Origin of the sequence: Bacillus sp. FSL W8-1141, from assembly GCF_038593205.1 — a bacterium.
Lineage (GTDB): Bacteria > Bacillota > Bacilli > Bacillales > Bacillaceae > Bacillus > Bacillus altitudinis.
The window spans coordinates 3706502-3718668 of the sequence record NZ_CP151973.1 but is presented as its reverse complement, the minus strand read 5'-3'; the positions used below and the strand labels follow the sequence as shown (position 1 = coordinate 3718668).

9 protein-coding genes are annotated in these 12167 nt (G+C 40.1%); 6 read left to right on the top strand and 3 right to left on the bottom strand.

Features of this window, described 5'->3' with window-relative positions; genetic code table 11:
* Positions 1-20: 20 nt before the first annotated feature.
* The gene (locus tag NSQ52_RS19085) at positions 21-917 is read right to left on the bottom strand and encodes a PhzF family phenazine biosynthesis protein (RefSeq protein WP_342473778.1); all 897 of its coding nucleotides are present in this window, start codon (positions 915-917) and stop codon (positions 21-23) included.
* Between the two features lie 253 nt (positions 918-1170).
* Between NSQ52_RS19085 and NSQ52_RS19080 the strand changes: the two genes are divergently transcribed.
* On the top strand, positions 1171-3357 hold the full coding sequence (locus NSQ52_RS19080; RefSeq protein WP_342473777.1) for an Ig-like domain-containing protein: 2187 nt from the start codon (positions 1171-1173) through the stop codon (positions 3355-3357).
* Between the two features lie 119 nt (positions 3358-3476).
* Positions 3477-4487 (top strand): hypothetical protein, encoded by a 1011-nt coding sequence (locus NSQ52_RS19075; RefSeq protein ID WP_192876918.1) that lies wholly within the window; start codon positions 3477-3479, stop codon positions 4485-4487.
* A gap of 48 nt (positions 4488-4535) precedes the next feature.
* Here the strand turns inward: NSQ52_RS19075 and NSQ52_RS19070 are convergent, their stop codons facing one another.
* Complete coding sequence (locus tag NSQ52_RS19070; protein WP_017368418.1) at positions 4536-5246, bottom strand: GntR family transcriptional regulator; 711 nt, start codon at positions 5244-5246, stop codon at positions 4536-4538.
* Positions 5247-5401: 155 nt separating this feature from the next.
* Here NSQ52_RS19070 and NSQ52_RS19065 point away from each other — a divergent pair, with 155 nt between their 5' ends.
* Together NSQ52_RS19065 and bglA are read left to right on the top strand one after the other, a co-directional pair.
* Positions 5402-7300, top strand: a complete 1899-nt coding sequence (locus NSQ52_RS19065; protein ID WP_342473776.1) for a beta-glucoside-specific PTS transporter subunit IIABC — start codon at positions 5402-5404, stop codon at positions 7298-7300.
* Between the two features lie 9 nt (positions 7301-7309).
* Positions 7310-8749: a 6-phospho-beta-glucosidase BglA gene (bglA, locus tag NSQ52_RS19060; RefSeq protein ID WP_327878574.1), complete on the top strand. Its 1440-nt coding sequence runs from the start codon at positions 7310-7312 to the stop codon at positions 8747-8749.
* Positions 8750-8800: 51 nt separating this feature from the next.
* On the opposite strand, the gene NSQ52_RS19055 is transcribed toward bglA, so the two are convergent.
* Positions 8801-8962: a hypothetical protein gene (locus NSQ52_RS19055; protein WP_008347425.1), complete on the bottom strand. Its 162-nt coding sequence runs from the start codon at positions 8960-8962 to the stop codon at positions 8801-8803.
* Positions 8963-9122: 160 nt separating this feature from the next.
* Here NSQ52_RS19055 and NSQ52_RS19050 point away from each other — a divergent pair, with 160 nt between their 5' ends.
* Positions 9123-10358 (top strand): TerD family protein, encoded by a 1236-nt coding sequence (locus NSQ52_RS19050; protein ID WP_342473775.1) that lies wholly within the window; start codon positions 9123-9125, stop codon positions 10356-10358.
* Positions 10359-10559: 201 nt separating this feature from the next.
* Positions 10560-12155 carry a T7SS effector LXG polymorphic toxin gene (locus NSQ52_RS19045; RefSeq protein ID WP_255201839.1) on the top strand — a complete coding sequence of 532 codons (1596 nt, stop codon included), beginning with the start codon at positions 10560-10562 and terminating at the stop codon, positions 12153-12155.
* Positions 12156-12167: the final 12 nt, after the last annotated feature.

Genomic DNA, 12167 nt, shown 5'->3' with positions numbered 1-12167 from the left:
CTCTGTTCAAGCTGATCAATTTATAGCGTGATCACCCCACGAATGGTAATAACCGCTGCACCTGCTACTTTAATGACCGGCTTTGTTTCATTCGGAATGACCGTGATACGAAGCAATCCTGGTCTGCCGATTGCATCACCTTGAGCAATGCGCAGATGAGTGGTTTCTTGCTGAGGAATGATCCCTTCCAAATACAGATATCCGGCCAATGCCCCGTTTGCTGCTCCCGTTACAGGATCTTCGGGTATACCAATGCCAGGTGCAAAATCCCTTGTATAAAGATCACAGTCTTTTGTGGATTGAAACGTATAAAGATGAGTCGTTGTGATATCCTGCTCTTTATTCATTTTTCCTAAAGCTGCTAAGTTTGGTGCTGCTTGATCAATGTCATTCTGGTGTTTCAGCGGAACCAGGAGATGCCAGTTTCCGGTGTTTGCTAATTTTATAGGATAGGATGGATCAATCCTGTCACTGCTTATACCGAGAATATCACTAAGCTCTTCTACATCGATGATAAAATCTCGCGTCTTTGGCGTGACCTGTGTCATCTCGACATCCACAACTTTGCCATTCTCTTCGTGCCATACAACGGGAACATGGCCGATCTTTGTTTCTAACACCACCCCTGATTTTTCTTTAGCCATCCCTAGCTCCGTCGCTAAAAGCCAAGTCAACCCAACCGTCGCATGCCCGCAGAAATTGACCTCTTCGGTTGGAGTGAAATATTTCACTCGATAATCGGCTTTCTCATCATGTGCCGGCAGCAAGAAAACGGACTCGGGTAAGTTCAACTCCTTGGCGATATTCTGCATCTCATCCTCCGTTAACCATTCCCCATCCAACACCACCCCAGCGGCATTACCTCCAAATTTCTCAGTTGTAAACGCATCGACATGATACACCCTAATATCTTTCATCTGACGAATCCTCCTAAACATATTGTTATGTTCATCATAAGTGTGTAGGATGCATTCGTAAAATGAATCTTTTTGATGTGATGAATTTGTATGATTCATGCAAAATAAAAAAGCGATCGACATCACCCTCTATATCTATGAATATGGATTTTATATAAGTCTTTAGGCTCAACATTAAACCTTGTACCTATATTGGTTAAAATGTATAATATTTGTATATAAACACATTAATAGGAAAAGAGAGGATATATTTATGAAAATAGTCCTGAAAGTAGTAGCTTCTATTCTTTGTATGATGATGTTGAGTTTTCATATACAAGAAAATGTGAGTGCCGCAGAGGGTGGAACAATAACAACAGTTGATCGTTATCAATATGGTGATGATTATCTGACAGGTAAGACAATTCCTAACGCAATCGTTGCATTCGGAGATTGGGGTCTTCCTAGAGACTGGAAATCTAGATATCACGATTACGCAAAAGCAGATAGTAAAGGAAATTTTAAATTGTTTTCTGGTAAAGCGACTGCTGGTCAAACTTTGAATTTAGATACGTATGATCAAAGCGGTACCTTACTTGCATCAAATAACGTATATGTATTCAAAGGCTCTTTTAGCTCTTTAGATGATATATATGATACTTCTCAAGAATTAACTGGGAAAACAGTGAAGAACACAAAAGTTGAGGTCATGCAAGATGGTAAAGTGATTGCGTCAGGGACATTCAATGATGCCATCCATTTAAAGCTGCCACCTGTATTAACTGCTGGAACATTCCTGACAGTCAAAATGACAACTGGCAACAATATCGACGTATATAAAAAAATCATTAATCCTAAGAAATTTTCACTTGGCCCTACGACAAAATGGTCTAAATCATTAAAAGGTCAGACAGGTATTCCTTACGCAAAGATCATCTTTGCTAACAATGAAACAAACGACATTATTAAGTCCATGATAGCAGATGAGGAGGGTAATTTTGAGTTTAATGTAGACAAAGCAACCCTAAAGGCCTTAGACCGAAACAAGGTAAAAATTATTGAACCAGCTTATGACAACGTTTTGATAAGGGATTTCTTTTATGTTAAGTCGACAGCTCCAACATTGAACCCGTTTACGCAGTTATCAACATCAGTGAGTGGAACCGCCACTCCAGATAGTATCATAAAGGTATTAAATGGAGAGGGGCAAGTCATTGGAGAAGGTCAGACAGACTCTAATGGTGTCTATGACGTTACTGTTTCAAAATTAATCGGTGGTGACTTAATTACAGTAAAGACTTTCATGGCAGATAACCCAAGTGAAACAGATCAATCTCAAGAAGATGTACAGAAAGTTTATGTAGAAGATATAGATGATTCGAGTGATACAATTAATGGTTTCAGCACCTTTGGGTCTAATGCTGTTGTAGAAGTACAATCAGATTCTACAAATAGTACAATAAAAGCCGTGTCCAAGCTCAGCACAAGTTCCACAAAAAAGAAATATGGCCCATTTCCAATCACCCCAGGGAAAAATTTTAAATTAAAAACGGGAAAATTAACAAAAGGTTCTAAAGTAACGATCACGTTGCAAAGCGGGAAGAGGAAGGTTTCCCTCCCAGTCGTAACCGTCAAAAAAATCGTCACATCTCCTCTTGCAGCATCTCAAGTGAAGGTGACGAACAATAAAGGGAAAAACGATACGGTAACGATAAAAGGAATCAAAAAACAATCCGTTATCAAAATCTTTAAACAAGCTTCTGGTGGAACAGCGATTGCTCAGCAAACTGCATCGAGCTCGAACATGACGATTTCCGTGAAACAATTGGGTCAAACAAGTGGAACGCTTTATATCAGCATGAAAGAGCCTGGTCTAAAAGAGGGAAATCGAGTACCAATTCGCTATCAGGGTGAAAAATCAGATGCTCTAAAAGTCAACCAGGTCAAAATCAATAATCTTAAAAATAAAAAAGACGTCACTACAGTGAGTAAGATTAAGAAAAAAGACGTCATCAAAGTCTACTCAACAAACGGTAAATTACTTGCCACATCAAAACCGGCGAACAGTTCATCCATCAAATTGTACGTCAAACAAGTTGGGGCTAAGAGCGGCAAAGTATTTGTTACACGAAGCAGTGACAAGATGTTGGAAAGTGGCAAACAGGCTGTTTCTTTTAAAGGTGAGCCAACCTCTGCATTAAAAGGCAACCAAATTAACATCGTCAACAACAAGAAGAAAAATGACGTGATCACCGTTAGTCAATTAGCGAAACAGGATCTTGTTAAAATCTATAACCAATCAGGAAAATTAATTGGTCAGTCAACGGTTTCTAAAGGTAAGGTTGTGAAGGTGACCATCAAACAACTAGGCGCTAAGGGCGGAAAGATATACGTCACGGTTACAAGAAAAGGCATGTCAGAGAGTAGTAAGACGGTAAAGTCGTTTAAGGCTGAGAAGTAGATTTTCCCAATAATTTGTAACACTTCATTTCTATAACAATCGTCATTCGTTTTATGGGTGACGATTTTATGTTCAGATCGTATTTTTGAAATAACTCTAATCATAGGATGGTGCCAATCTTGAAAAAAATAAAATATGTCGTCCTAACGGCTATTATCTTTTGTTGCAGTATGTGGTCTTCTAGTGTTCAAGCTCAATCCGGTTATTTCAACACATATACAACGTATACTGGAATGTCAGGCTCTGGATTCTACACCTCTATGCAAGGAATGTGTGTCGACCGTAACAATAACATGATTTATGCTGCAAAAATAAATACTTCAACCCAGCTGACACAATTGTACTCTATTAAAATGAACAGCTCGTCAAGCAACAGAACAGTGAAGCTTCTTAAAAACTCTGATACGAATAGTACTAGCTATGATTTAGGACATGCCAATGACTTAGCTGTCAAAGCCCAAAAAGGAGATGAGCAAGTTAGTATTTATGTAGCCCCTATGACCGATGGTGTCAAGTATGTAAAAAAGATCGTGAAGCTACAAGTGAACACGAAAAAAAGTACATACAAAGTGGCTAAAGCCTATGTCCTTCAGTACCAAGGAACGAATTTATCAATTAGCGGCATCACGTATTCTGTTGGAGCAGACAAATTTATTGTGAGGTCTGGCAATCGCTTCTTCATTGGAAATTTTAATGATCAAACAGGAAAATTTGAGTATGAGGCCACATTTACATTAAATTATACAAAAGCAGTGATCAATCAGTCAGTGGTAGATGTTTCGAAGTACATTCTTCAAGGAATTTCTTTTTACCAAGGAACATTATATGTCCCTTTATCTAAGCCAGATACCAACGGAGGGGCTTCTAATGTGAGTGTTATTCTCACGTATCCGTTAAATATCAACCAAATGATCAAAGAGCAAAAGGGAACAACAACAAAAGATTTTTCAAAAGAGTTGTTTACTAGAAATGACCTATCTTTCCGAATAACGAGCAGTGCATTTACTCTTTTTGAGATAGAAGCTGTTGATTTCGATGACGGAACGTTATATTTTAATACGAATCGTGGGAAAAAAGGGACACAAGAAGATATGATCGCAACATTCAATGACTATAACTACTACAAATGATGCCAACATTAAAAAAAGCTCCTCAAAATGAGGGGCTTTTTCCTTTCATCACCCATAATAATTATTCGCCTGAATAAAAAATTGGGATTGCATGTAGTTATATGTGATTTTCGAGAAGTCGAAGGGCTGGCCGTTTGTGAGATGAAAGACGGTTTCGACACGAAGAGCAGGATCATTTTGCTTAAGTCCGAGGTGCTTCGCTTCAGTTTCGTTTAGTTTGCCAACTTGCAGGTACATGTCAGAAAAGCCCACTTTAAGACCAAGGCCTTCACTAATGAATTTAAATACAGAATCGGCTGCAATTTCTGTGTTGAGGTAAGGAATAATGGTTTTCCGGTAATAGGACTCTTCTAAACATAAAGTTTGTCCATTGATGTAACGAATGCGTTTAAGGTAGAAAACATCCTCATCTAGTTCAATGTTTAAATTCAGCGCAGCTTCTTCTGGCGGTTTGACGGTATCTAACGTGAGAACTTCTGATGTCAGTTGAAATTCCTCTAAATCTTTTTTAAACCCTTGGTTGGATAATAGGCTAATATAGCCTTTGCGTCTATGCCTTCTCACAAAGATGCCGCTGCCCCTCACCTGATAGACAATCCCTTTTCTTTCGAGTAAATCTAATGATTTGATAATTGTACTTTTGCTCACAGCAAATTGATTCATGAGCGTCTCAAGCACAGGGAGTTTGTCTCCTTGCTGCAGCTCATGTGTGACAATATATTTTTCAATATCGCTCGCAATTTGTTGATACTTTAACATAGCCATTCCTCTTTGTTTTCACGATTTATTGTCTTTGTATTATAGCACATCCCGATTTCTCTTTGATATGCAAACTCAAATTATATATGTATTGATAAATTGTACCGGTATAATTATAATGTACATATACTAGTAGTGATAAAGGGGGGGTTTATATGTCAAAAGTGAGGGATTATCAAAAGCTTGCAGAAGACATCTTAGAAGCAGTTGGCGGAGAAGAAAATGTGGTGAGTGCTGCAAGATGCGCCACGAGGCTGCGTTTGGTGCTGAAGCGTTCTAATCCAAAGGCAAAAGAAGCAGTCAACGCCATGCCTGGCGTCATTACAGTGGTGGAAAACGGTGGTCAGTTTCAGGTTGTGATTGGTCAGCATGTAGGTGAGGTATATGAGCATTTTTCCAACCTGGTTCAGCTCCAAACGTCGGATGATGACCAGCCGAATGAAAACAAAGGAACGATACTGAATCGGGTTATTGCGACCATGTCCGCTGTGTTTGCGCCATTTGTGTATATTTTAGCCGCAGCTGGTATTTTGCAAGGTGCACTTATCTTAATAAATTTGATATTTCCAAGCTTCTCGAAAACAGGCACTTATGAAGTGTTTAGCTTTATTTCTTGGGCACCGTTTACGTTCTTGCCCATTTTTATTGCGATAACTGCAGCCAAGCATTTCAAAACGAATATGTATATCGCGGTTGCTTGTACAGCAGCGCTTGTCAGTCCTTCTTGGACAGAGATTGCCGGACGTGTAGCATCAGGGGAAGGTGTGACCTTTTTAGGGATTGCGTTATCTGAAACGGTTTATACATCATCCGTCTTGCCATCGCTTTTCTTAGTATGGATTCTTTCCTATGTAGAAAAATTCTTAAACAAACGAATTCATGAGGTCGTCAAACCGCTATTTGTCCCATTTTTATGTATGGTCGTCATGGTTCCGTTAACCATTCTATTAATCGGTCCTCTTTCGACAGCAGGTGCAAATGGAATTGCAAACGGATACAATGTCTTAGCTGAAAATGTACCAGCTCTTGCAGGTGCCATTATCGGTGGTTTCTGGCAAGTACTCGTGATTTTCGGTGTTCACTGGGGCATCACGCCAATGGTACTTGCGAACTTTGAACAATATGGACGTGACTCCTTTCAGGCATATCAAACCATCGCTGTTATCGCTCAAGTCGGTGCGGTGCTGGGAGTTATTTTAAAAGCAAGAAATCGGGAAACACGGAAAGTTGGGGTTTCAGCTGGAATCACAGGACTTTTCGGTATTACGGAGCCTGCGATTTACGGTGTCACCTTACGTTTTAAAAAGCCGTTTATTTTCGGGTGTATTTCTGGAGCGGTCGGTGCCGTTGTGGCCAGCTTCTTTACGCCTTATTACTTTGCATATGCAGGACTGCCTGGCCCGCTGACCATTGTGAACGGAATCAGTGCAGATTATCCAACGTCTATCATTGGTATTTTGATTGGTGTGGCCATTGCGCTCATTTTACCAGTTGTGCTTATTCAAATGTTCGGATATGGAGAAGATACGGTAGAACAGTCAGCTGGTGAAACACCTGTTAAAGATCAAGACGGGGAAACGACAAATACTTCTATGAACAATGAAGAAATGATCACGGCTCCACTTACAGGAAAAATGCTTTCGTTATCTAAAGTGCCAGATGCCGTATTTAGCTCTGGGGCGATGGGGAAAGGCTTTGCCATTCATCCGACCGATAACAAACTGTTTGCACCGTTTGACGGCAGTGTCGTCATGCTTGCACCAACAAAACATGCGATTGGTCTGCGTTCTGAATTTGGTGTAGAGTTACTTGTTCATGTAGGAATTGATACGGTCTCTCTAGATGGATCGGCATTTACACTCAATATCAAAGAAGGCGACAAGGTGAAAAAGGGTGACTTGTTGATGACATTTGATCAGGAAGCAATTGAAAGCAAAGGATTACAAACAATCACACCTGTTATCATTACCAATACCCAAGCATACGAAGATGTGATTGTAGAGAAACGTTCGACATGTCAGCCAACTGACGTGATGATGACAATTGTGAAATAGGAGGAATAGATAATGACTTTACCAAAAGATTTCTTATGGGGCGGGGCATTAGCCGCTCATCAATTCGAAGGTGGATGGAATGCAGCTGGCAAAGGGCCGAGTGTTGTAGATGTGATGACAGCAGGTGCTCATGGTGTCCCAAGACAGATCACGGAAACGATAGAAGAAGGAACTTTTTATCCAAACCATGAAGCCATTGATTTCTACCATCGTTACAAAGAAGATATCGCCATGTTTGCTGAAATGGGATTAAAATGCTTGCGAACATCGATCGGCTGGAGCCGAATTTTCCCTAAAGGGGATGAAGAAGAGCCGAATGAAGCAGGCTTACAGTTTTATGATGATGTGTTTGATGAACTGATTAAACATGGAATCGAGCCTGTCATTACGTTGTCTCACTTTGAAATGCCCCTTCATCTGGCAAGAGAATACGGCGGATTCCGAAGCAGAAAAGTCGCTGAATATTTCGCGAAATTCGCGGAAGTATGCTTCAATCGTTACAAGAACAAGGTCACGTACTGGATGACATTTAATGAAATCAATAACAAAATGGACGTCAACAACCCGTTGTTCCTTTGGACAAATTCAGGGGTATCTGTCAAAGAAGGCGAAAATGCCAAAGAAGTCATGTATCAAGCGGGCCATCATGAATTGCTTGCAAGTGCATGGGCAGTGGCAAAAGGAAAAGAGATCAATCCGTCCTTTCAAATTGGAGCGATGGTGTCCCACGTGCCAATTTATCCATATTCCTCAAACCCAGAGGATGTCATGCTGGCAGAAGAATATATGAGACAGCGCTATTTCTTCCCAGATGTCCAAGTGCGTGGCTACTATCCAAGCTACGCGTTAAAAGAATTTGAACGCGAAGGCTATCACATTCCATTTGAAGAAGGCGATGAAGAAAGTTTAAGAAAAGGAAAAGTAGATTACCTTGGCTTTAGCTACTACATGTCAACAACGGTCAAAAGCGATGCAGTATCTGATCACAACGGAGACATTGTCAATGGAGCACTGCCACATGGTGTAGAAAATCCGTATATCAAATCAAGCGACTGGGGCTGGTCCATTGATCCGACAGGCTTAAGATATACATTGAATCGTTTTTACGATCGCTATCAAATCCCGCTATTCATTGTGGAAAATGGCTTTGGTGCCATTGATCAAGTGGAAGAAGACGGCTCTATTCATGACCCAGAGCGAATTCAATATCTCGCTTCTCATATTCAAGCACTGAAAAAAGCGGTTGAATATGACGGTGTGGACCTCATCGGCTACACACCTTGGGGCATCATTGATATCGTGTCATTCACAACCGGTGAAATGAAAAAACGCTACGGCATGATTTATGTTGACCGCGATAACGAAGGTAATGGTTCAATGAATCGTCTTAAAAAAGATTCGTTTACTTGGTATCAAAACGTCATCGCAACGAATGGTGAAGAAGTGTAATAAAGAAATGACTGGCCCGGATGAGCGTGGGATTCGCTTGTTCGGGTTTTTTTATTTCCTATGCTTCAATGTAGCCTGAATACAAAGAAAAAAGAGAGTGATCACAATAAAATAATTCATTGGATTGTGGAAGACATTGATACTAAATGCTAATTGAAGAAGAATCCAAAAACCGAATATCACTGTAACAGCTGGGATGATTTTTTTATACACATTGATTCTCCTTTCGAGAGTAGTTTGTTTTTAGGTGGCATTGTCTCATATCATTGCAGAGATGAAAAGAGAGAAAGATATTAATAGGTTCTATTGCACTATTTGGTATAATTGGTCTATAAAAACGATTAATGGTAGATAAAGAATAGGAGTTGTTGAAATGAATCAAACTCTGCAAATGGGTGCCAATACCGTACTAAACTCTCCAAAGGGGCAATTATCCATCAGTTATGAAGTCTCATCTGCAATTGATATTTCTTTAACGGCGTTTCTCTTAACAGATTCAAATCTAGTTCAAGGAGATAATGGCATTATTTTTTACAATCAGCCGGAGAGTACTACGGGTGTTGCGACACTTTTACCAGCAGAGATATCAGATCAGTTGAAAAGACATCAATTGAATTTTGATATGAGCAAAGTGCCTGTCGGAATCACAAAGATGGCTATTACACTAACAGAGGATCGAGGAATCGGCTTTTCTCATGTGAAGAATCTGCAAGCAGAAATTCGAACAGGTGATGAGGTGCTATACCTAACACCAGTAAGCTTTACAAATGAAAAGGGTATTGTCGTAGTAGAGTTATACATAAGAAATAGTGAAACGAAAGCACGATCCATCTGGCGTGGCTTCGATTCTGGATTGGAAGGGCTATGCAAGCTTTATGGGGTGGAGGTTGAACCTGATGAACAGGATGTTTCTACACCTCCTGAAATGGTTTCTGAAAAACAAATTAATGAGCCTGCTCCAATGAAAACAGCCGCTAAAGAGAAAGCCGCTGCACCTATTAGCTTAGAGAAAGTTCAAGGTAAAATTAGTTTAGACAAAGGTCATAAACCGATCATCATTGAAAAAACACCAGAGATTACGGCTACAGTATCTTGGGAGTCTGGCACCGATTATGATATTTACGCATTGGTCTATACGAAGTCAGGAAAACAAATAGATGTGGCCATGTTTGGCGCAAAAGGTGTTCCCGCGCTCAAAAGTTACGGTAACGGGGCTGTTGAGCATATGGGAGATGTCGGTAGAGATCGTGAATCAATGAAAACAGAAGTCATTAAACTAAGGTTAAATGATGATATCCTTGCGGTGGTACCCGTTGTTTACTCTGCTCAATCAAATGGAACAGGTTCTTTCTATAGATATAGAGTGTCTATGAGTATCGATAATCATCAAGGAACGTCTGTCACGATTCACGCGAAACATGCAAATGACAATGATCGAATTTATTCTTGTGTTCCAGGTATTCTTCAAAACACAAATGATGGCGTGATCATCCGTCCACTAGAGCTTTACAGTAAACCAAACTCTGAGCGTAGACCGAAGTTAAAAATGAAATATTCAAATGAGATCGATGTTTTGATGGATAAAGGACCAATCAATGACTATAAGTAACGTGAACATGTGGCTAGACAGAGTATAATGAACTGTCTGGCCTTTTCTATATCCCTACAATTGATAAACTCGTTTATCCAAATGAGAGGGTAAATTGAATAGAGAGTTCATTCCATTTTTTATGTCATTTAGCCTATTTTTCCGTTTTGGAGGTCACGGTAAAATAGACTTTATGATCAATAATGGAGGGAGTGGCTTAATCTGGGCAAGATACTTGATGCAAAAGCACTAACAAGTGCCATGGATACAAGGGCAAAACACTATCAGGAACTCCGCGAACAAATGATAGATTTAAAAAAGGCATTACAAGGTGTTGCCAACCTCGGTGACGACTTCACTGGAAAAGGTGCCGATAACATTAAAAGCTTCTACAAAGAACTCGCCGGAAATGTGGACATGTTTATTAGCTTCATTGATAAACAAAAAGCCTTTCATGAAGGTGTTTCTGGAACGCTTGATGATACAAATTTTGGCGGCGACACCTTTGTAGAAGAACACTTTTTAGACAACGCTGTACATATGGGAATCAAGAATGCCAAAAGCATCGTGAAGGATCAAAAAAAGGCACTCAAAACGATTTTTCAAGATATTGATGACCTCATTTCTCTGGAGGTATTTGATAGTAAAACCTTTGACGAAAAGATTGCAGATGCGGAAGATGAACGGAAGAAAACGGTTAAAGATTTAATAGAACTTGATCAAAATCTAAAAGATGAATATGCTTTGTCAGAGACTGAGGAGAAGGCTACAATGGCATTGTACGCAGAAATGATCAATGCCACAAATGACGGAAAATCCATTTCGCCTATGAATTTTGACAAGAAAGCGTATCAAAATAGCGAAATCTACAAGGCAAAAAGCGATATTGAGAAGCAAACTTCTGAATATCTAAAAATCAAAAAAGATCAAGAAGAAGCCCGCAAGATCGCAAAGGAACAAGAAGCACTCGCCAACCGTCCTTGGTATGAAAAAGCCCTTGATTACGGTGGGAATATCGTTAATGAGCTGACAGGCGTGAACGATGCAAAACGTGCCGCAACAGGTGTCGATCCGATCACAGGTGAAGAACTCACCGCAGGCCAGCGAGTCGCCGCAGGCGGCATGGCAGCAGCAGGCTACATCCCGATTGTCGGCTGGGCAGGACGTATTTTCAAAGGCGGTAAAGCCGTTTATAAAACGACTCAAGCCACCTCAGCCGCAGTAAGAGCGGTCGACATTTACAAGACATCACAGAAGTCTTTCGATGCGTTGAAAACATCACAAAAAGGCTTATATGGCCTCACCGCAACAAACGGCTTCAGCGAAGCGATTACGGGTCGAGATATGTTTGGAAATAAAGTCTCGAAAGAACAGCAGGAAGCGAGTATGAATGCGGCTTTGGGGATGCTTTTGCCGTTTGGGGCGAAAGGATTTCATGGGAAGATGGGGATTAAAGGAGATAAAATTGAACATCCGGTAATAGATAGTAAAAGGGTCGGGAGTGCGTTGAAAAAGCCAGATGGTCAACATGGTTTCAATGATATAATTGACAATTACACACCATTGGCTAAAGAGTTTGATTTGGTCGGTGGTGATAAAACAAAGGTTAAGCTGTATCAAATAGAGGGTGGTATGAAATACTATAGCTATAAGGATGTTTATAATAAAGATTTGCGAATAATTGAAAGAGTGTTTTCGGTTAAAGATCAAAATGGTATTTTTGAGTGGATTGTCGATCCAAATAAGGGAGTTACTCATAGAAGGTTTATTCCAGAAGGTGAAATTACAGGATTGCCTAATCAAAATCCTAAGAGATAGGAATGAAGAGAA